The 22,692-nt window shown below is 49.2% G+C and carries 18 protein-coding genes; all 18 read left to right on the forward strand.

The genetic code is table 11. The features are described 5' to 3' along the window. Positions 1 to 91 precede the first annotated feature (91 nt). Entirely contained in the window at positions 92 to 979 is an 888-nt protein-coding gene (locus E5331_RS15265) for a YicC/YloC family endoribonuclease (RefSeq protein WP_123484157.1), read from the forward strand. After that, a complete protein-coding gene (gene gmk, locus E5331_RS15270; RefSeq protein WP_123484158.1) occupies positions 976 to 1,569 on the forward strand; it encodes a guanylate kinase in 594 nt (197 codons plus the stop codon). Before E5331_RS15265 ends, gmk begins: the two co-directional genes overlap by 4 nt. Continuing rightward, a complete protein-coding gene (nadD, locus tag E5331_RS15275; RefSeq protein WP_123484159.1) occupies positions 1,566 to 2,147 on the forward strand; it encodes a nicotinate (nicotinamide) nucleotide adenylyltransferase in 582 nt (193 codons plus the stop codon). Before gmk ends, nadD begins: the two co-directional genes overlap by 4 nt. Before the next feature lie 7 nt (positions 2,148 to 2,154). Then, positions 2,155 to 2,661: a DUF5063 domain-containing protein gene (locus tag E5331_RS15280; RefSeq protein ID WP_123484160.1), complete on the forward strand. Its 507-nt coding sequence runs from the start codon at positions 2,155 to 2,157 to the stop codon at positions 2,659 to 2,661. Positions 2,662 to 2,688: 27 nt separating this feature from the next. Further along, positions 2,689 to 3,990, forward strand: a complete 1,302-nt coding sequence (locus E5331_RS15285; protein WP_123484161.1) for a M18 family aminopeptidase — start codon at positions 2,689 to 2,691, stop codon at positions 3,988 to 3,990. Between the two features lie 230 nt (positions 3,991 to 4,220). Then, positions 4,221 to 5,579 carry a trigger factor gene (locus tag E5331_RS15290; RefSeq protein WP_135985675.1) on the forward strand — a complete coding sequence of 453 codons (1,359 nt, stop codon included), beginning with the start codon at positions 4,221 to 4,223 and terminating at the stop codon, positions 5,577 to 5,579. 154 nt (positions 5,580 to 5,733) lie between these two features. Then, a complete protein-coding gene (clpP, locus tag E5331_RS15295) occupies positions 5,734 to 6,453 on the forward strand; it encodes an ATP-dependent Clp endopeptidase proteolytic subunit ClpP (RefSeq protein ID WP_123484177.1) in 720 nt (239 codons plus the stop codon). Between the two features lie 20 nt (positions 6,454 to 6,473). After that, positions 6,474 to 7,733 (forward strand): ATP-dependent Clp protease ATP-binding subunit ClpX, encoded by a 1,260-nt coding sequence (gene clpX / locus E5331_RS15300; protein ID WP_123484163.1) that lies wholly within the window; start codon positions 6,474 to 6,476, stop codon positions 7,731 to 7,733. A gap of 171 nt (positions 7,734 to 7,904) precedes the next feature. Then, a complete protein-coding gene (recQ, locus tag E5331_RS15305; protein ID WP_135985677.1) occupies positions 7,905 to 10,085 on the forward strand; it encodes a DNA helicase RecQ in 2,181 nt (726 codons plus the stop codon). A 155-nt stretch (positions 10,086 to 10,240) separates the two neighbouring features. After that, complete coding sequence (locus E5331_RS15310) at positions 10,241 to 12,139, forward strand: peptidylprolyl isomerase (protein ID WP_123484165.1); 1,899 nt, start codon at positions 10,241 to 10,243, stop codon at positions 12,137 to 12,139. Between the two features lie 5 nt (positions 12,140 to 12,144). Continuing rightward, complete coding sequence (locus tag E5331_RS15315) at positions 12,145 to 13,131, forward strand: hypothetical protein (RefSeq protein ID WP_123484166.1); 987 nt, start codon at positions 12,145 to 12,147, stop codon at positions 13,129 to 13,131. Beyond that, positions 13,131 to 14,507: a peptidylprolyl isomerase gene (locus tag E5331_RS15320; RefSeq protein WP_275441253.1), complete on the forward strand. Its 1,377-nt coding sequence runs from the start codon at positions 13,131 to 13,133 to the stop codon at positions 14,505 to 14,507. Before E5331_RS15315 ends, E5331_RS15320 begins: the two co-directional genes overlap by 1 nt. An 88-nt stretch (positions 14,508 to 14,595) precedes the next feature. Next, complete coding sequence (locus E5331_RS15325) at positions 14,596 to 17,112, forward strand: OstA-like protein (protein ID WP_135985679.1); 2,517 nt, start codon at positions 14,596 to 14,598, stop codon at positions 17,110 to 17,112. After that, positions 17,109 to 19,091, forward strand: a complete 1,983-nt coding sequence (gene mutL, locus E5331_RS15330; RefSeq protein ID WP_135985681.1) for a DNA mismatch repair endonuclease MutL — start codon at positions 17,109 to 17,111, stop codon at positions 19,089 to 19,091. The genes E5331_RS15325 and mutL overlap by 4 nt, the downstream gene beginning before the upstream one ends. Positions 19,092 to 19,181: 90 nt before the next feature. Then, entirely contained in the window at positions 19,182 to 20,597 is a 1,416-nt protein-coding gene (locus E5331_RS15335) for an alanine/glycine:cation symporter family protein (RefSeq protein ID WP_135985683.1), read from the forward strand. Between the two features lie 134 nt (positions 20,598 to 20,731). Beyond that, on the forward strand, positions 20,732 to 21,199 hold the full coding sequence (locus E5331_RS15340; RefSeq protein WP_123484170.1) for a PepSY-like domain-containing protein: 468 nt from the start codon (positions 20,732 to 20,734) through the stop codon (positions 21,197 to 21,199). 37 nt (positions 21,200 to 21,236) lie between these two features. Then, positions 21,237 to 21,386 carry a hypothetical protein gene (locus tag E5331_RS20465; RefSeq protein WP_168355265.1) on the forward strand — a complete coding sequence of 50 codons (150 nt, stop codon included), beginning with the start codon at positions 21,237 to 21,239 and terminating at the stop codon, positions 21,384 to 21,386. Between the two features lie 703 nt (positions 21,387 to 22,089). After that, positions 22,090 to 22,623, forward strand: coding sequence for a hypothetical protein (locus E5331_RS15345; protein ID WP_123484171.1), 534 nt, complete (start codon positions 22,090 to 22,092; stop codon positions 22,621 to 22,623). Positions 22,624 to 22,692 lie beyond the last annotated feature (69 nt).

A 22,692-nucleotide genomic window follows, 5' to 3' on the forward strand; every position in this document is an offset into this window, starting at 1 on the left:
GAATGTCGGGAGGAAAATGATGAAAAAGTTATTGAGAAGACACCGATAATCACTTTTTTTATGTATTTTTGCGATTCAAAACTTTTTTTCTATGATTTCATCAATGACGGGCTTCGGTCGTGGCGGAGCCCAAACTCCTACTAAAAGAGTGAAGGTGGAGATAAAGTCGCTCAATAGCAAGCAACTTGACCTCTCATTGAGAGTGCCTGCCTGTTTCCGGGAGATGGAGGTGGCGATGCGTAATCCGATAGCCGAACGTCTGCAACGCGGTAAGGTTGAGGTGTCGGCGATCGTGGAGAATATCGTGGCGGAATCCACTACCACTGTCAATATTGAATTGCTGGCAGCATATAAGGCTCAATTGCAGCAGATGGGCGAGACGCTTGGATTGCCTGAGCCTAATGATTGGTATCAGCTGTTGCTCCGTATGCCCGATGCAATGAAGACCGAGACTGCGGCTCTTGCTCCGGAGGATGCTCAGGCGTTTGTCGATGCCTGCAACGAGGCTATCGACGCTCTTGTGGAGTTCCGACGTCTGGAAGGGGAGAAACTGTACGGATTCTTTGTGGAGAAAATAGATAATATCCGACGTCTGCTTGCGGAGGTCGACAAGTATGAGGAGGAGAGGGTGCCCAAGATCCGCGAGAGACTGGAGGACCAGCTTTCCCGGCTGTCGTCGATTGAGTATGATCGCGGAAGACTTGAACAGGAACTCATATTCTATATAGAGAAGCTCGACGTCACTGAAGAGAAGGTCAGATTGACGGCGCATCTCAACTATTTCATGGATACTCTCGGACCGGTTGATTCTCTCCCCTCTGAAGGGTCAGGCAAGAAACTCGGTTTCATAGCCCAGGAGATGGGTAGGGAGATCAATACTCTCGGCTCGAAATCGAATCATGCCGATATGCAGCAGATAGTGGTGAAGATGAAGGATGAACTGGAACAGATAAAGGAACAGGTGCTAAACGTATTATGAAAGGAAAGATTATAATATTGTCTGCTCCGTCAGGCACGGGGAAATCCACCATAATCACCTCTCTGATGCAGGAGCCGGATCTTCATCTCGGTTTCTCCATATCAGCCACGAGCCGTAAGCCACGTGGCGCGGAAGTGAATGGTAAAGACTATTTCTTCCTCTCGGAGGAGGAATTCCAGAAGAAGATCGACGGCGGAGAGTTTGTGGAATGGGAGGAGGTGTATGCCGGCACCCGCTACGGCACTCTCCAGAGTGAGGTGGAGAGAGTGACCGGCTCCGGTTCTCATCTCATAATGGACGTCGACGTGAAGGGCGCGCTAAATATCAAGAAGCGTTTCGGCAACGATGCCGTGGCGATTTTCGTCATGCCTCCCGATATAGCCACTCTCGAACATCGTCTCCGTTCGCGAGGCACGGATTCTGCCGAGACAATAGAGCGTCGTCTTGCCAAGGCTGAGTTTGAGATGGGATTTGCCCCGCAGTTTGATACTGTTGTGGTCAACGACTCTCTTCCGAGAGCAGTTGCGGAGGTCGCCGATAAGATAAGAGCGTTTGCCACCTGTGGAATAGAAGCTGTATGTAGAAGATGAGGATAGGCGTATACTGTGGAAGTTTCGATCCTATTCACACGGGTCATGCCATGGTCGCAAATTATCTGGCGCAATATGGCGGTCTGGATGAGGTGTGGCTGATGGTAAGCCGACATAATCCGCTTAAGGTAGGACGGGATCCGGCGTCAGAGCCGCATCGTCTTGCGATGGTGAAGCTTGTGGCGGAAGGATGCAGCCGAGTGGTAGCGTCCGACTTTGAATTCTCGCTTCCCGTGCCCTCCTACACCTACGTCACGCTGTGCCGCCTGCGCGAACGTTTCCCACAGCATAAGTTTGTGCTGATTATCGGCAGCGACAACTGGCATAACTTCAACCGCTGGCGCGATTCGGAGAGTATACTCCGGGAGTTTGGACTGATTGTCTATCCGCGTCCCGGCTACGATCTGCCTGTAGAGCTTCCTGCCGGGGTGGAGGTGCCCGCCAAAGCGCCTCAGGCATTGATATCATCCACGTTCATCAGGAAGGCCGTTGCCGACGGCAAGAATCTGAATTATTTCGTGCCGCGTGAGGTGGCTGACTACATCCGGCAAAACCGACTTTATACAAACCTTTTATAATTACGATATGAAAAGCAGACTTCTGGCCATAACATCCCTGGCCGCCGATTATTGCTCCGTGTGCGAACATGCCCACGAGATGGAGCGGGATGAGTTTGTCGACAGGATACTGAATCTCCTGCCACGGATCTACTGGGAATTCTTCGATCTCTCGGCAGACATTGTGTCGATTGATGATTTCGACTATTTCTCGTCATACGTGGATGAGGATTATTATGAGAGCATACGCCGTCATATAGAGGCTGTGATGGGTGAGGAGGATATGTTTCTTGAGACGTTTGAGGAGGATATGAAATACAGCGAGACCCCAATCGCCGCCTCAATCGCAGAATCTCTTGCCGACATATTCCAGCCGCTTTATGATTTCATATCCGTGGTCAAGGATTCGGAAGGGGAGAGGATGACAGAGGCATACATGCACTGCAAGGAGGATTTTGAATCTTACTGGAGCCAGACTTTGTGCAATGTCCTCCGGGCAATAAACCATATAAAATATTCTTCACAAGGGGAATGAATTAAACAAAAAATAAAAAAATCTGACATGATTGAAAAACTTCTCAAATGGCTCGACAACGCCACATGCAACTTTCTCGCAGTAGAGACAATTAAAGATGAGTTGGAGAATGCCGGTTTCACCGAGCTCCGTCAGGAAGACGCCTGGGATATCAAGCCGGGTTCGCGCTACTATGTCGTGAAGAACGACAGCGCAATCTTCCCGTTTATCACGGGCACGGGAGATCCCGAAGAGTCGGCATTCCGCATCATAACTGCCCATTCCGACAGCCCTTGCTTTAAGATCAAGCCTAACGCGGAGATCTATGGCGAAGGGGGAGTGGTGAGCCTCAACGTGGAGAAATATGGAGGTGGTATACTCTATACATGGTTTGACCGTCCGCTCTCAATGTCGGGACGCGTGATGGTGGATTGCGGCGACCTGCTGAATCCGGAGACTATCGTGTTTGACCTCAAACGCCCTGTGGCGACTATCCCTCATCTCGCCATACACTTCAACCGTGGCGTCAACAATGGCAACCCTCTTTCCGTGCAGAAGGATATGAAGCCGGTGATGGGTTACTTCTCGCCGGAAGAGATTGCCGAGGCTAAGTCAAAGGGCGGGGTCGTGAAAAAAATCGTATCAGAATATCTCGGCATACTTCCTGAGGATATCTTGGAATATGAGATCAATCTATATCCATTGGAGCCGGCTGAGCTTTGCGGTATACGCTACGAGTATTTCCAGTCGGCACGTATTGACGATCTCTCGATGGCGTTTGCCGGGCTTGAGGCACTTCTGGCAACTGCCAACGAGCCGTGTGCAGACACGAGAATTCTTGCCGTATTCGATAACGAGGAGACCGGCTCCGGCACCAAGCAGGGGGCGATGGCTCCACTCATCCGCGACCTCATGGAGAGAATCTCTACAGGCATGGGTGCGTCGAGAGAGGGATTCTTCCGCAGCATAGCACGCTCGTTTATGATTTCTGCCGACGATGCACATGCATGGCATCCTAATTATAATGAGAAATATGACCCGACCAACCATCCCGTTATCGGCGGCGGTCCGGTCATCAAGATAAATGCCAACTGCAAATACATGACCGACGCGCAGGGCTCGGCGGTATTCAAGAATCTTTGCCGTGAGGCGGGAGTGAACTATCAGATGTTTGTCAACCACGGCGACGTGGAGGGCGGTTCCACACTCGGCAACAAACTGACCGTGCAGCTCGATATAAGAGGCGTCGACATGGGGGCTGCAATATGGGCGATGCATTCTGCAAGAGAGACCGCGGGAGTGTCTGACCATCTTGACACGGTGAAGGTGTTCACTACTTTTTTCAGTTAAAATTTCTAAATAACCACCCACAAATATAGGATAAATCCACATTTTCTCCGTTCTTGGCATGGTCAGATTTGCTGAGGCGGAGAAAATTTAATACCTTTGCAGTCGGATTTGGCGGAACGGCGGTCAAGCCGCCTTGAGGCAGTATATGCCGACGGGCGTTAAGCCTGCCCCGGATTTGCCGGAAATGCAATGGTAATAAACTAAAATAACTAAATCAAGATAAAGTTAAAATGAACGTAAATTTCGAAAAGCTCGGAAATGTCAGCGGTGAAATCACTGTGACTCTCGAAGAGAAGGATTACGCAGACAAAGTAAAGAAGCAGCTTAAAGAGATCGGCAAGAAACATGCCGAGCCGGGTTTCCGTCCCGGACATGTGCCCGCAGGCCTTATCGCCAAGAAATATGGCACAGCCGTGAAATATGATGTCGTTAACAAAGAGGTGGCAGACGCCGTCTTCAATTATATAAAAGAGAATAACATTCAGGTGCTCGGTCAGCCTGTGCCTGAAAGCGACAATAAATTCGACATTGCAAACGCCGATTTCACCTTCAAGTTTAAGGTGGGCATCGCTCCTGAGATCGACACTCATGTCAACAAGGATATGCACGTGCCTTACTACACTATCGAAGTGAGCGAGGAGATGGTCAACGAGCAGATTGAGGGTCTCCGTCAGCGTTTCGGACGTCAGGTGCCCGGCGAGGAGACAGAACCCAACGCCGTGATCAAAGGCTCTCTCACCGAGCTTAACGAAGATGGTTCAGTGAAAGAGGAGGGTGTGTTTGTGGAGAACGGCATCCTTGCACCCATCCACTTCAAGAACGACGACCAGAAGAAGCTTTTCGAGGCTAAGCATCCCGGCGATAGCGTGGTGTTCAACCCTGCTGTAGCTTGCGACTCAAGCGAGGTGGAGCTTTCTTCAATGCTCAACATTGATAAGGAGGACGTGGAGAACCATAAGGGTGACTTCCGTTTCGATATCAAGGAGATCATCGTGCTCAAGCCGGCTGAGCTTGACCAGGAGTTCTTCGACAACGCTGTCGGCAAAGATAAGGCTCACAATGAGGAGGAGTTCCGCGCAGCTCTCAAAGAGCTTATCGCTCTCAACCTTGAGAATGACTCAAACTACCGCTTCACAATCGACGCTAAGGATGTAGTGACAAAAGCAGTAGGCGAGCTTGAACTTCCCGTAGAGATTCTTAAGGACTTCCTCATCCGTCAGGGCGACGGTATCACTGCCGAGAATGTAGATGAGGAGTTTGTGAAGATGCGGCCGCAGCTTGAATGGGATCTTATCCGCGACAAAGTAGCCGCTCAGTGTGAGGTGAATGTTGAGGAGGAGGATGTCCTCAATGAGGCTCGTGGTGTGGTTGCCCGTCAGCTCGCACAGTTCGGTCCGAACGCACTCACCGACCAGATCATCGACAAGTATGCTCAGGAAGTGCTGAAAGAGTCAAAGAACCGCGAGATGCTCTTCCAGAACGCACTGAACCGCAAGGTGTTTGAAGCTATCAAGGAGAACGTTTCCCTTGACAACAAGGAGGTTTCTGTAGAGGAATTCCAGAAACTCTTTGTTCCGGCTGAGGCATAATCCGGTGAATCCGGCAATATAATAGAAAAAGACCCGGAGTGAGTGCTTATCCGCACTCGCACCGGGTCTTATGATTCACATGCAGATGAATTTGGCATGATATTTGCAGCATAGTTCCGCATATATCATGCAATACATTAGAAATAAAAGCGATATGAACAACGACTTTAGAAAATTTGCTGTCAATCATCTTGGCATCAACTCAAATACTCTCGACGGGTATACCCGCCACATTGAAAAGCAAGGCGCCATTTTCACTTCTACGACTCCCTCTGCCGACTATATGAACCCGTATATCCTCGAAGAGCGTCAGCTCAACGTGACCCAGATGGACGTGTTCTCACGTCTTATGATGGACCGTATCATTTTCCTCGGCACTCAGGTGAGCGACACTTCCGCCAATATCATACAGGCGCAGCTCCTTTATCTTGACTCAATCGATCCGGATAAGGATATTTCAATATATATCAACTCTCCCGGCGGGTCGGTATATGCCGGACTCGGAATATACGACACCATGCAGTATATCTCCAGCGATGTCTCTACAATCTGCACAGGCATGGCAGCCTCTATGGCGGCTGTGTTGCTCGTGGCAGGAGAGAAGGGGAAACGCTATGCCCTCCCTCATTCCCGCGTGATGATTCATCAGCCGATGGGCGGTATACAGGGACAGGCTTCCGACATAGAGATCACGGCACGCGAGATCCTCAAACTCAAAGAGGAGCTCTACCGCATAATTTCCGACCATTCCGGTCAGCCGTTTGAGAAGGTGGAGGCAGACTCCGACCGCGACTACTGGATGATCGCTGCCGAGGCAAAGGAATATGGCATGATCGACAAGGTGCTTGTCAATCAGAAGAAGGATAAGAACTAATCATTGTTTGTTTTTTCAGAATGGCAACTAAGCGAAACGGATTAGTATGTTCGATGTGTGGCGCGACCGACAGCAGCGCGAATCCGGTGGTGAATATCCTCGACGGACTCAATCTCTGCACCGACTGCATCAAATACATAGATGATGCCCGCGACATGCAATTGAAGACCCGCACTACGAAGAAGGATGCCGGGAAAGCTGACTCCAAGGATGCCTCTATCCCGAAGCCAATGGAGATAAAGGAATATCTCGACCAATACATCATCGGTCAGGATGAGGCGAAGAGGTATCTTTCCGTGGCAGTCTACAATCATTACAAGCGCATCAACCAGACTGTCGGTGACGATGATGTCGACATTGAGAAATCAAACATCATCCTTGTCGGACCGACCGGCACCGGCAAGACTTTGCTTGCGAAGACCATTGCACGCCTGCTTGACGTGCCGTTTGCAATCGTCGATGCCACAGTGCTTACCGAGGCGGGTTATGTGGGTGAGGATATTGAGTCCCTGCTCACCCGTCTGCTCCAGAACTGCGACTATGACGTGGAGAGGGCTCAGAAGGGGATCGTGTTTATCGATGAGATTGATAAGATAGCCAGAAAGAGCGACAATCCGTCGATTACGCGCGATGTCAGTGGCGAGGGTGTGCAGCAGGGTCTGTTGAAGCTCCTTGAAGGCTCTACGGTGCTTGTGCCGCCCAACGGAGGCAGAAAGCATCCCGAACAGAAGATGATTGCCGTCGACACAAAGAATATACTCTTCATCTGCGGCGGCGCATTCGACGGGATAGAGCGTAAGATCGCATCACGTCTCAATACCCACGTCGTGGGCTACGGACATGACGAGACCGGCAGGAAGCGTCAGCGTGAGAACCTGATGCGCTACGTGATGCCACAGGACCTGAAGTCGTTCGGTCTCATTCCTGAGATCATCGGGCGTCTGCCGGTGCTGACGAGCCTTGAACCTCTCGACAAGGAGGCACTGCGCCGCATCCTCACCGAGCCGAAGAATGCCATCGTGCGTCAGTACAAGAAGATGTTCCTGCTCGATGGTGTCGAACTTGAGTTTACGGAAGAAGCTCTCGACCTGATAGTGTCGAAAGCCATAGAATATAAGCTCGGGGCACGCGGATTGCGGTCGATTGTGGAGACAATAATGGTGGATGCCATGTTTGAGGTGCCCTCCATGCCCGTGAAGAAATTTACGGTAGACGCGAATTACGTTCAGGAAAAGCTTGAGAAGGCTCATTTCGAGAAGACGAAGATAGAGGAAAAATAATTCTGATATACAGTTGTTTGCGAAATATACGGGGATATGGCAGCAAGCCATGTCCCCGTAATTATGCACGCAATTATGTTTTAGGTTGAAAAATTTTTTGCATTGATATAAGATATTCAGGAAAAATTTTTTAACTTTGTATATCAAGAATATTTATCGAACCTCAAAAACATGGCAGACATCAAAGCGATTCACGAAGCCCTCAAATATAATTTCGGCTTCGACAACTTTAAAGGAAACCAGCTCGAAATCATCGGCAGCCTACTTGACGGAGAAGATGTGTTTGTGCTGATGCCCACGGGCGGTGGAAAATCGTTGTGCTATCAGCTTCCGGCACTAATGTCGGAGGGAACGGCTATAGTGATATCCCCCCTTATAGCTTTGATGAAGAATCAGGTGGATGCGATGCGCCACTATGGAGAGGATGACGGGATAGCTCATTTCCTCAATTCATCGCTCAACAAGGCTATGATTGACAAGGTGAAGTCAGACGTGCTTTCTGGGCGTACCAAATTGCTCTATGTGGCTCCCGAATCCTTCACAAAGGAGGAGAATATGGCGTTTATGAAATCGATAAAGATTTCATTCTATGCCGTCGATGAGGCGCATTGCATATCTGAATGGGGGCATGATTTCCGTCCGGAATACAGGCGTATCCGGTCGATAGTGAATGAGGTGGGGAACCGCCCCCTGATTGCGCTGACGGCTACGGCTACTCCGAAGGTGCAGTATGACATACAGAAGAATCTCGGAATGCTTGACGCCAAGGTGTTCAAGTCGAGTTTCAATCGTGCCAACCTGTATTATGAAGTGCGCGCCAAGACTCAGAATGTTGACCGCGATATAATCCGCTTCATAAAGTCGAACGCCGGGAAATCAGGCATAATATATTGTCTGAGCCGCAAGAGAGTGGAGGAACTTGCCGAGACTCTGAGGCTTAATGATATCCCCGTCTTGCCATATCATGCAGGAATGGATTCTGCCACCCGCTCCGAAAATCAGGATGCCTTCCTTCATGAGAAGGTAGACGTCATAGTGGCTACGATAGCATTCGGAATGGGAATAGATAAGCCTGACGTGAGGTTTGTGATTCATTACGACATACCTAAAAGTCTGGAAGGTTACTATCAGGAGACCGGACGCGCCGGAAGAGACGGTGGCGAGGGTGTCTGTCTGACTTTCTATACTAATAAAGATTTACAGAAACTTGACAAATTGATGCAAAGCAAGACGCCGGCGGAGCAGGAGATAGGACGTCATCTCCTTGCCGAGACGGCAAGCTATGCCGAGTCATCGGTGTGTCGTAGAAAGATTTTGTTGCATTATTTTGGAGAGCAATATGAAGCAGATAACTGCGGCAATTGCGATAATTGTTTAAATCCTAAGACTCAAGTGGAAGCTAAAGAAGAACTTTGTGCCGTCATTGACACGGTGATTGCTCTGAAAGAGAAATTTAATTCGGATTACATCGTCAATATCCTTATCGGACGACCCACTGACGAAGTGAGATCGCATGGTCATGATAATCTTGACGAATTTGGTTGCTTGTCGAATGCTGATGAAAAAATGTTGGCAACCATAATCCGGCAGGCTGTGATAGCCGGATATCTTGAAAAGGATATGGATAATCTTGATACGGTGAAGGTCACCTCAAAAGGAAAGAAGTATTTGAAGAAACCGGAATCTTTCAAAGTGGTGGAAGACAACGATTTCTCGGATATGGAGATGGAGCCTCAGATAAAGGGTGGTGCTGCATGCGTGACGGATCCGGCATTATATTCGATGCTTAAGGATCTTCGTAAGAAAATGGCGAAGAAGCTGAATCTTCCCCCTTACGTGATTTTCCAGGAGCCGTCGCTTGAGGCAATGGCAACCACCTATCCTATTACGCTTGAAGAGCTTGCAAACATCGCCGGAGTGGGTGCCGGAAAGGCAAAAAGATATGGTGAGGAGTTTGTGAAGCTGATAAAGCTCCATGTGGATGAGAATGAGATAGAGCGTCCGGAGGATATCCGGGTGAGATCTGTGGCAAACAAGAGCAAACTGAAGATCTCCATCATACATGGCATTGACAGGAAAATCGATCTTGAGGAATTGGCGGAAAGCAAGGGACTGGAGTTTGACGAGTTTATTGATGAACTTGAGGCTATTGTGGATGCCGGCACCAAGATCAACATCGATTATTTCCTTAATGAAATCATGGATGAGGATCGCCTTCTTGATCTTATAGACTTCTTCAAGGAGGGACAGGAAGATGACATAGAGGCGGTTTTCCAGGAACTCGGTGATGAATACACTGAAGAGGAGATAAGACTGGTGAGAGTAAAATTCCTCTCTGAAATGGGTAACTGACGGAAAGGCTTCATCCGGCAAAAATATTGACATCGGAGATGCAGGATTATAATTTTATTATAATCTGTCCGTTAGAATATATGAGATTGTTTGGGCTTATCATTTAAAAATAGACCCGGACAATCTCAAATAAAAGAAAACAAACGTCAGATATTATGAGATTATTTTTTGTCGCGGGTTTTGCCGTGGCTTCTCTCTGTTCCATAGCCAAAGATCCGGTTGTGATGACCGTGGACGGGAAGGATGTCCTGAAATCGGAATTTGAATACCTTTACCATAAGAACAGTCGTCAGCAGCTTGAACCGCAGACGATCGACGATTATGTGGAGATGTTTAAGCTCTATAAACGTAAGGTGGCGGATGCAAAGGCGTGTGGAATCGACACTACTGCGACATTTCGCGATGAGATGCGGCAATACCGTCGTGAGCTCGCCGCGCCTTATCTCGTGGATTCGACGTTTATCGATGCGCTTGTGCAGGAGGCTTTGCTACATAGTTCCGAGGAGGTGGAGACAAGCCATATAATGCTTCTCAAAACCAAGGATGGCGTCAAGAACAGAAGAAACATACAGCTTCTTGACAGCATACGTGGAGCGATTGCCGGAGGCGCGGATTTCGGTGATCTGGCAGTGAAGTATTCAGCCGATGGGTCGGCTAAGACCAACAGAGGAAATTTGGGCTATATCCCTTACGGCAGATATCCCTACATGTTTGAGACGGCGGCTTATAACCTTCCGGAAGGGGAGGTGTCGGAGATAGTTGAATCTCCCGTGGGCTACCATGTGCTGCTCGGTGGAAAGCATCGTCCGGCGAGAGGGAAAGTGAAGGTGGCGCATATCATGAAGATGGTGCCGCGGGATGCTACCGACGATGCGCGTTACAAATCAGAAATAGACAGTATATATGATGTGGTGACGGCAGATCCTGACAAGTTCCAGACGTTGGCTTCAGAATTGTCTGACGACAAGGGTTCGGCACGTCAGGGGGGCATGTTGCCGGTGTTCGGACCCGGCGAGATGGTGCCTGAGTTTGAGGCGGTGTCCTATCAGTTGAAGCCCGGAGAGACGAGCCATCCCTTCAGAAGCATGTATGGCTGGCACATAGTCAAGAAATATGAGGATGTGGCGGGTCCGGATGCCGATGCTATAAGAAAAGATGTGCTGAAAGCAATATCCAACCCAAGGGACGACCGCTATACACTCATGAAGAGAAACCGGACGGAGCGTCTTGCAGCAAAGCATAATGCCTCATTGAATCTACCCTTTGTGGAGGAATTGAGTGAGACGGTCTATAAGGATGGGGGAGACGGACTCGCTGAAAGATATTCGGGCGATTCCTTCTGGATAGCGGAAATCGACGGCAAGAGGATTCCTGCATCTGAGTTTATCGCAGGATTGAAGCTGTCGGATAATAATGCCGCAGGAGTGGATATCTCTGCCGCAGCCGACTCATTCTTCGCTGACGCTCTCGTCAACGCAGAGGAGGATTGGCTATATGAGAATGAGACGGACTACCGCAACCTGCTTAACGAATATCACGATGGGTCGCTTCTTTACGAGGTCAGTCTGAGAAAAGTGTGGGACAAGGCTTCGAAAGATACTGAAGGACTTGAAAGATATTTCAAGGAGCATCGCAACGATTATAAATGGGATGCCCCAAGAGCAAAGGGTTATCTTGTGCTGGCTTCATCTGATTCGGTGGCGGCACACCTGAAAAAACGACTTGACGGACTGGCTCCGGATTCGGTTATCCCGGTAGTCAGGAAGGAATTTGCCGGATCTGCCAAGATAGAGCGTATGCTTGTCCCGAAGGGCGTCAACGCTACGGTAGACCATCTTATGTTTGGCGCACCGGAGGCAAAACCTCAGGATTCGCGTTATCCAATAAGTTTTGTCTATCAGTCACGATTGATTGACAGCCCGGAGGAGATGACGGATGTGAAGGGACAGGTCACTGCCGACTATCAGACTCAACTCGAGAATGAATGGATTGAGGAGCTGAAGAAAAAGTATCCTGTCAAACTTAATAAGGGAGTACTTAAAAAAGTTAAATAAGTCTGATGGGAAATTCAGCAGCGGCAAACAGACAACCGGAGCGCGACAGGTGGATAATCCGCCTGCCGCGCTTGTCGGTGGCTGACGGGTGGCGATTCGTAATGTCGTGTGCCATCTTCCTGACCTGTTCCTGCGGAGGAGAGAAGCCTGCCGATGATAGCGGAGATGTGTTGCTCTCGATGGGGAGCAAGATCTTGACGCTGCATGAGGTGGAGGATAAGATTCCTGTGGGTATTGATCCTGCTGACAGCGTCGCGCTTTTCCGCGAGATAATAGGCAACTGGGTGACTACCGCTGTGATCTCTGAATTTGCCGAGAGCAAACTTCCCGATATGGAGGAGATAGACCGTAGGGTGGAGGATTATCGTAACCGTCTTATCGTGACGGAGTATCTCCGGCGTATGAAGGAGAGCCGCCAGCCTAAGATCAGCCAGGACTCAATACGGGAATATTATGACATCCATCGGAATGAATTACTCACAGAATCTCCCCTCGTGAAGGGGATATATATAAAGGTGCCGTCGTCGATTAAGGGTATCGATGAGATCCGTCAGCTTGTCTTCAGCGGCACGGAAGAGGATATTGACCGGCTGGAAAATGATTGGATGGAGGCTGCGCTCCAGTATGATTATTTCGGCAATAAATGGATCGACTGGCAGGTGCTTGCCGACCAGATTCCATATCGTTTTCATTCACCGGATTCATTCCTTGAATCCTCACGCAATTTCGAGACCACTAACAATGGCTCAACCTATATATTCCATATCAGCGAATATCTCCCTTCCGGAAGCGTGCAGCCCTACGAGTTTGCCGCCGCAGCCATTACCGAGGTGCTTGAACAATCGAAGATCAGCACCTACGAGAAGGCGTTGGTGTCGTCGCTCGTGAAAAAGGCGGTTAAGGACGGACGTCTCGTGCCCGGGGCGTATGATCCCCTGCGTCACACGTTGGTGCGCCGGAAGACTCTTACGAAAAATAACGAAACTAAATAATGAAGAAAAACAGACTTATACTGCCGGCTATGGCGGCGGGGCTTTGCCTGACGGCTTTTTATGGTTTTGCCAGCAAGCCGGGTAAAAATATTATTGATGAAGTGGTGTGGGTGGTAGGCGATGAGGCTATATTCCGCTCCGACGTGGAGGAGATGTATCAGGATATGCGCAATCAGGGTGCCGTCATCAGCGGCGACCCGTATTGTGTAATTCCCGAGCAGATCGCCGTGGAGAAACTGTATCTGCATCAGGCGAAGATCGACACCATCGAGGTGCAGGAATCAATGGTGAGGTCGCAGGTGGATCAGCAGATCAACTTCATGATAAATCAGCTTGGCTCTAAGGAGAAGGTAGAGGAATATTTCCGCAAATCACTCCCTGCGATCAAGGAGCAGTATATGGAGCACATGCGCAATGGAGCTATCATAAATGAGGTGCAGAAGAATCTGACGAAAGACGTGACGACTACTCCGAATGAGGTGAGAAAATATTTCGATGCACTTCCCAAGGATAGTGTGCCTTACGTGCCGATGAAGGTGGAGGTGCAGATCATCACCATCAATCCCAACATACCGCGTCAGGAGATTGACGACGTTAAGGCGCGTCTTCGCGATTATGCTGATAGGGTCAACCGTGGCGATGCCGATTTTTCCACATTGGCGATCATGTATAGTCAGGACCGTGCCAGCTCGATGCAGGGTGGCGAGCTTGGCTTCATGTCGAGAAGCACGCTCGTGCCTGAGTTTGCCAACGTTGCGTTTAATCTGAGCGATCCGAAAAAGGTGTCGAGAATTGTGGAGACTGAGTTTGGCTATCATATCATCCAGCTGATAGAGAAGAGGGGTGAGCAGGTCAACGTGCGCCATATTCTGCTGCAGCCTAAGGTTAGTCCACAGGATCTGACCGATGCCACAAACCGTCTTGACTCCATCCGCAAGGAGATTGTGGGCGGTGCGTTTAAATTTGGCGATGCGGCGGCAGTCATCTCTCAGGATAAGGACACCCGCAACAACCAGGGCATCATGATTAACCAGAATGACCGCAGCAGCCGCTTCGAGATGCAGGATCTTCCGGCAGAGGTGGCACGCAGAATCGAGAAGATGTCGCCCGGCGATGTCAGTGAGGCATTCGTGATGGTCAATGATAAGAACAAGGAAGTCGGCGCGATTGTGAAGCTGACCAACAGAATCCCGGGACACAGGGCAAACCTTTCTGACGATTTCAACCTTATAAAGAAGATGTATGAGAGCCATAAGCGTCAGCAGATTCTCACCGAGTGGCTTGAGAAGAAGATAAAAGACACTTACGTGCGCATCGAGGATGGTTGGGACGGTTGCGACTTCCGCTACAAGGGATGGGTGAAGGATGCTAACTGACGGCTCTGTCCGGGGCGCACTCCCGCTCCGGACAGAACCGAAATCGGCTGACATGCAGATGTCAGGAAATAATGTTCTGAAATTTTAAATGTTGAAACCGAAGAATCCATATTATGACAGGCGCATCGTCAGTATCTGTGTCGGTGTGGTGGCTGCATGTTTTGCCGTCAATGTCGGCATGAAGGCGTATGCTCAGGATGTCAAGAGAAAGGAGGCGAAGCAGAAGGAGGAGACATACACACGTCCGAAACCTACCCGCCCCATAAGGCCGCAGATACCGGGCGTCAACCGCTATCAGCAGGATAAGATCTTCCTTGAATATGCCGACTCTCTATATAAGGTGGAATCGTGGCGCGATACGGTGGAACGCCAGATTCTGAAAGGTAACGTTAAGTTCCGTCAGGCTGGAATGTGGATGTATTGCGATTCGGCATACTATTATCCGGAACTTAACTCTCTGGATGCCTTCGGCAATGTAAAGATGGAGCAGGGAGATACGCTGTTCGTATATGCCGATAAGCTCTATTATGAGGGCAACGAGAGAATGGCGCGGTTGAAGAATGGTCCGTCGAGGGCTAAGGTAAATCTGATAAACCGCGATGTGACACTCACTACCGACAGCCTTGACTATAGCCTTGCCATGGAGCTGGGATGGTATGAGAAATGGGGCACCATCGACGATAAGGTGAACACCCTCACGTCGCTCTACGGTGAATATTCTCCGGGCACCAAGAATGCCGATTTCTATCATGACGTGGTGCTGGTCAACAATGAGAACAATTTCACCATGCTGACCGACACGCTGCATTATAATACCGGCACTCATCTTGCGCGTATCGAGAGTGCCACTGAAATTCAGGGACAGAATGATACGATTGTCACTACGCGCGGCGTCTACGACACCCGGCTTGGAAATGCCGAGTTGTTGTCGCGCTCGATAATTATACATAGAGATTCCAACAACAACATAACCACTCTTGAGGGGGACTCGATAATCTACGACAAACTGACAAGAATCAGTAAGGCATATATGTTCCGCGATCCTTTGAAGCACAGTATGCCGATGGTGCTGACCGACACTGCCCATAAGACAACGCTCATCGGAGGATTCGGCATCTACAACGACTCTACCCGTGAGGCTCTTGCCACGGGTTATCCCTTGCTGATGGAATATTCGCAGAGCGACACTCTCTTCTTGCGAGCCGACACGATCCGCACCTATATAATCACGCAGATGGTGTCTGCATCAAGAAGATGGACGGCATCAGGCTATCCGGAGAAGGATGGACAGCCGATAATCAAATGCGACTCTTCCTCTATGTGGCTTGACAATGTATTCTTCCGGCTACTTGCGCCATTGGTGGAGACTCCGTTGAAAATGCTGACAGCAGCGGCTCCGAAGCAGCCTGAGAAACCGTCGGATCCTGTGGTGGCAACTGATTCGGCGGCGGTAGCCGATACGGATTTAGCAATGGATTCAGTGATGGTAGCCGACACGGATGTAGCGGCGGATTCAGTTGATGGTCCGACTCCACCTCTTGTACCGGTTGCCCCGATCAAAGAGATGTCGCTTAAAGACGCTATGCGGAAAGAATCGGCTATGGCTATGGGTGAGTCTGTTTCCAACGACTCCGTTCAGAAAGATTCTGTACCTAAGTATCCGAAGGATTTCCATATTGCGTTGGCATATCACCGTGCGCGGTTCTTTAAGCAAGACCTGCAGGGTGTGGCAGACTCGATGGTGTTTGTCGAGAGTGATTCGATGATGTATATGTATCGGAAGCCGATTGTATGGAGTGGCGAGCGTCAGGTGACGGGCAACCGCATCGACGTTCACTTCAACGACTCAACTGCCGACTGGGCTCTCCTTCCGGAATCCGGACTTATGTCGGAGCATGTCGGGGAGGATTTCTACAACCAGCTTGCCGGCAAGAAGATGCTCGCTACGTTTAAGGACCAGACCTTGAAGCGTCTTGAGGTGTCGGGCAATGTGGAGGCGATATTCCTGCCGCAGGAGGCGGATTCCACCTTCAACCGTCTGGTTGCTGCCGAAAGCTCATTCCTCACCATCGAGCTTGACAGCAATAAGATGGATCGTCTGAAGATGTGGCCTGAAGTGACAGGCACCGTCACCCCGTTATTCCTCGTGAAGAAGACCCAGCAATATCTGCCGCAGTTCAGATGGTGGACGTCGCTCCGTCCGGTGAGGGAATGGTATGGAGGAAGAGTGCATTGGTCGGACAATCTCGGAGAGGTGCCGGATGAACTGGAGCAGTATTTCCTTGCTCCATCCGATTTTGGTGAGCCAAAGTCATTCTCCGGCACACGATACGTGCTTCCTGCGTCATCTCTTCCCATCGCCGATGATATCCCGGCTATAGAGGCTCCGGATTCGGTGGCTGGAATGTTGCCGGGGGCGGAATCCCTCGAGGGATTGGAGAAGGCTGACGAGGAGCTTGAGGAGAAGGCTTCTGAGATCATCAAGACCGACAGTGAGATGAAGATGGATGCTTCATCCGGAAACGATGACGGCAGAGATGACGGAAGTAAGGGAGAGAGTAATCATGGAAGTATGAATGCAGTATCAAAGGAGGAGGAAGAATGAGCGATGTGATCAGATTGTTGCCCGATTCAGTTGCCAACCAGATAGCGGCAGGAGAGGTGATCCAGCGTCCCGCGTCTGTCATCAAGGAGCTTGTGGAGAATGCTGTGGATGCCGGTGCCACCGATATAAAGATATTCATAAAGGATGCCGGACGCACGCTGATACAAGTGGTTGATAATGGCAACGGTATGAGCGAGACGGATGCCAGGATGGCTTTCGAGCGTCATGCCACCTCCAAGATAAGTGCGGCAGATGATCTCTTCACCCTGCGCACGATGGGGTTTCGCGGAGAGGCATTGCCCTCGATATGCGCAATATCCCAGGTGGAGATAAAGACGCGCACCGATGAGATGCAGCTGGGCACCCGCGTGCTCATAAATGCCTCTGTCGTGGAAACTCAGGAACCATGTGCCTGCGACCGTGGGGTCAACATCATGGTGAAGAACATATTCTTCAATGTGCCGGCGCGTCGGAAGTTCCTGAAGTCGGATAATGTGGAGATCTCTAATATAATGCGGGAGTTTGAGCGTCTGGCATTGGTCAACAACAATATCCGCATGAGTATCGATCTCGGCACCCGCAAGATGGATCTGCGTGCGGGTTCGTTCAAGCAGCGCATCGTGGATATATGGAAGAATAATCTCGACCCGCATCTCCTCCCGATAAATGTTGACACCACGCTGATAAAGATTAACGGTTATATCTCCCGTCCGGAAAATGCACGCAGAAGGAATCCGTTGCAATATCTTATTGTCAATGGGCGCAACATGCGTCATCCCTACTTCCATAAGGCGATAATGAATTGCTACGAATCGCTCATTGCCAGCGAGACGCAGCCATGCTATTTCCTGAAATTTGAGGTGGATCCGGCAAGTATCGACGTCAACATACATCCTACCAAGAGCGAGATAAAATTTGAATATGAGCAGGAGATATGGCCTATTCTCCAGGCATCGGTGAAAGCTTCGCTCGGGAAGTTTGGGGCGGTCCCATCGATAGATTTCACGAGCGACGTGCTTCCGGTGGATCCGTTGCCGGACGGAGAGTCGCCCGAGCGTCCGTCGCTCGACATTCCCGAAAACTATAATCCATTCGTGGAGCAGCGCAACTCTTTCGGAGCCGAAGGTTCGGATTCAGGATTCTCCGGTGGTTTCTTCCCGAATGAGGGGAGGGAAACATCCGGCAGGAGATTCTCCTCCGGTGACAGACACAGGGATAGCGTGCCCAGAAATTGGGATTCCCTTTATGCCGGCTTCATGTCGGGGAAAGGATCAGTCGCATCTAAGGTGGTGGAAGGTGCAGAGGGGGAAGTGACCACATTGCGTCTTGAATCGGCAGGATTGTCGGGTGCTGCCGGCAGCAACGGTGTCTTGCCCGATATGGAGAAGGCTGCCACCATCGGAGCGATATGTTTCCAGCATGCACAGAGCTACATCATAACCTCCTCGCGTGAGGGGCTTATCATAATTGACCAGCATCGTGCCCACGTGAGGATTCTGTTTGAGAAGTATATGTCGCAGATAGAGAGGTCGGAACAGGTGTCGCAGGCTATAATGTTTCCCGACACACTGACTCTTGACCCGGAGTTCCGAGTGGCGTTGTCAGAAGTGGAGGAGGAACTTTCTCGTCTTGGATTCCAGATAGAATATGAGGAGGAGAACAGATGGCGCATAGCGGGAGTGCCGGCAATGCTGAAGGATTCCGACCCGAAGGATGTGGTGCTGCGTATTCTTGAGTCGGTGACGGAGGATGGTGTCAACTATGGTAGCGAGAGTAAAGTGGCTGACCAGTTGTCGGAGCGCATGGCTCTTGCCATGGCACGCTCCACGGCTATAAAGCGCGGTCAGCGTCTTTCACCAGATGAGATGGAGCATATCGTGGGTGAACTCTTCTCTCTACCGGATCCGGCATATACGCCCAACGGAAATCCGGTGTATTGCCTCCTTGATCCCCAGAAACTTGAGTCGTTATTCAGATGATAATGGCTCGAATTGCCGGATTCCTTAAAGGGAATCCATAGATCTGAGGCGTTATAATGTTATCCGAAATCTTAATTAATTAGACATACTATGACGTTAGAGAATATTGTGGCATCAGTCAATGGAGTGCTCACTGATTATGTCATGGTCATCACGCTACTTCTGATGGCCCTGTATTTTTCAATCGCCACACGTGGCGTGCAGTTCCGCATGATAGGTGAGATGTGTCGCCTTCTCGTGAAGTCGGGGAGCAAAGGCTCCTCCTCCTCGCGGCATCATCATTCAGGAGCGGTGAGTTCGTTTCAGGCATTCGCGATATCGATCGCATCACGCGTCGGCACCGGAAATCTTGCCGGCGTTGCCACGGCGATAGCCGTAGGCGGACCGGGTGCAGTATTCTGGATGTGGGTCATCGCTTTGCTTGGCGCATCAAGTGCATTCGTGGAGTCAACGCTTGCCCAGCTCTTCAAGGTGAGGGGTAAGGATTCCTTCATGGGTGGTCCGGCATACTATATATGGAAAGGTCTTCATAAACGTTGGTGGGCGGTGACGTTTGCAGTGCTCATCACGCTGACGTTTGGCTTCGCATTTAATTCCGTGCAGTCAAACACCATCGCCTCCGCATTTCAGGAATGTTATTCCTTCCCAAAGGAGTGGATGGCTTGGATCCTGACGGCTGCTACGTTGGCTATCATCTTCGGAGGAATCAAAAGCATATCGAAATTCAGCGAGGTGGTTGTGCCGATAATGGCAGTGGCATATATCCTGTTGGCAGTAGTGATCATAATCCTTAACATTGACCGTATACCGTCGGTACTTGCGATGATAGTGGAGAATGCTTTCGGATTCGGTCAGGCAGCGGGAGGCACACTCGGAGTAGCGATGACCATGGGTATAAAAAGAGGATTGTTCAGTAATGAGGCTGGCGAGGGTTCTGCCCCTAACGCCGCTGCCACGGCAGCCGTGTCGCATCCGGTGAAGCAGGGGCTGATACAGACGCTTGGTGTATATACCGACACCTTGATCATCTGCACCGCCACCGCCTTCATCATCCTGTGTAGCGGACTATTTCTTGAGGGTCATGATGGGATAGTGCTGACCCAACGTGCCATTGACGCAGAGTTGGGTGGCGGTCATAACTATGGCTCCATGTTTGTCAGCATAGCGATACTCTTCTTTGCCTTCACGAGCATAATAGCCAACTATTATTATGGCGAGACCAATATACGCTTCATAAAGAACAACGACATGCTTATACGGCTGTATCGTCTGCTGGTAGGTGGAATGGTATACACTGGTGCGGTATGTTCGCTTGACCTGGTATGGGGATTTGCTGATATCACTATGGCACTGATGACGCTCTGCAACCTTGCGGCTATAGCCTTGCTTGGGAAATATGCCGTGATATTGCTGAAGGATTATTGCCGTCAGCGTCGTGAGGGGAAAGACCCGGAATATCATGCGTCTCAGATTCCGGAGATAGAATCCGAGACGGAATGTTGGTAAGGCATTAACATTTATTATACTCCCCGGAATGAACAGTGTATGAATTTCGGGCGTTCTTATAGAAGTTGTTGGAATCATGTTTCACGCATGAGTCAGACAACTTCTAAATTTTTAATAATTAAATTAAATTTGACATGAAGAAGTTCTTTTCAGTTATTGTGATGGCTGTCGCATTGTTTACGTCGATGGGTTTCACGGCATGTTCGGATAATGACGACAATGATATACCGGAAGTTGTCATAAGCTACGACAAACTCCCGACAGCAGCAAAGACTTTTGTAGAGACATATTATCCCGGAGTGGAGGTATGGAGAGTCGAGAAGGAGACAGACAAAGGTGTTGTGCTCTATGACGTGGATTTCAAGAATGGTCATGAAGTGACGTTTGATTCCAACGGAGAGTGGCTTGAGGTGGATGCTCCCGACGGACAGTCAATACCGGCAGGTATCGTGCCTGTCACGATTGAGCAGTATTTGGAGCAGAACTACAGTGGCTATGGCGTCAACGACATCACCAAGGTGGCGGCTGGCTATGAGATTGAGCTGGTGAGTGGGGTTGACCTTCTCTTTGATCAGGATGGTAACTTTCTACGTTTTGACTGATAAATCTTAATTATACTTAATCAAAATAATTATTATTATGGAACACAAGAATGAAGAAAATTTCGGATTGCATCTCGGTCTTTCCATCGTAAAGATAGCATTGAAGGCAGCAGCAGTGGCAGCAGCGTTCTGCATCGTTAAGGAAGTGCATAAAGTGCACAAGGCTATTGAGGAGCATCACAAGTAAAGAAATCAGCCGTAAAGGTTGTCACACACATTTTCGGGAGCATAAAAGGCAGTAGTCTTCTATGCTCCCGTTTTTTTAGAAATCTGCTATAATACTGTAGTCTTGACTTAAAAAATGATAATTTAACAAATTTAATTAACTATTGTTATGTTATTGACAAATAGAGAAATATAAAGAAAATATGTTTTATAACATAATTTTACAGCATATTTGAATCATAATTTTTGTTTTTGAAACGTTATAATAATGAAAGCGACGAGCTGAAGAGTCAGTCGTCAATGGTAAAAAAGATTGTTTCACCAGAATCAAGCCGGCATTGATAAGTATTAACATTTCAATTACAGGTAAACGCCGGAAGGTTCATAAATGATTTTAATTATGACCAGAATGATCAAAACTTTCAAGACAGACGTGCGCAAATTATTCAAAGCAGTAGGTAGGAGCCAAGGTCTCCGCATGACAGGAGATTGCACTCCGGCAAGAAATTTCTAAAGCACGTAGCCAAAAGCTAAATGCAACATTGCTGTGGTGGCCACCCGGTCATCACTTTTTTTTGTGTCTTATTGGTGTTATTCTTTACACAGATAAAGTGGATCATGGTGGATAAATGGGAGGGCGTCCTGTAAAGTGTCCTGTAGGTGCATAAAAATCGATTTTTTTATGTACCTTTGTAATCGATACATAACAATCTATATATAAGAATATGAAAAATATACTATATATATCAGGCTGGCTCGGTGCCGGCAGAAATTCCGGGACATTCCGATGGCTTGAAACTGCATACCCTGATTGCAATATCGATTGTATTGCTCCGGGTGGTACGATTGATCTTACCGAGATGCGGAAGGAAATGGAAAAGAAAATAAATGAGCTAAATCCACTGATTGTGGCAAATTCGTATGGTTGTTTCCTCGCCTCTTTCTTTCCGGACAAACCTGCAGTATGGGTCAATCCATGTCTCTATCCGAGTCGCACGTTACCTCAGATAGCTGATCTTTCGGATGCAGACATGGAAATGCTGCGAATGCAGGAGGGGATGAGAGACTCGCTTTACGACGGGAACCATATTGCCGATGTCCTTCCCGTAATATCCGATGCCGACGAACTTATACCGGATCATCTCGAATATGAGTTTACCGATAAAAAGCCCATCATAGTGCCCGGTGGACATCATAAACTCACCGATGCCCAACGTGCCATCTATCTCAAAAACGCAATCGACTCGCAATTGCAATAAGGATTCTTTTTATTGAAGTTGTCTAAACTATTTTGATTTGTGAATTTTTTTAAGGAAAATAACGATGAA

Origin of the sequence: Lepagella muris, from assembly GCF_004793975.1 — a bacterium.
Classification (GTDB): Bacteria; Bacteroidota; Bacteroidia; order Bacteroidales; family Muribaculaceae; genus Lepagella; species Lepagella muris.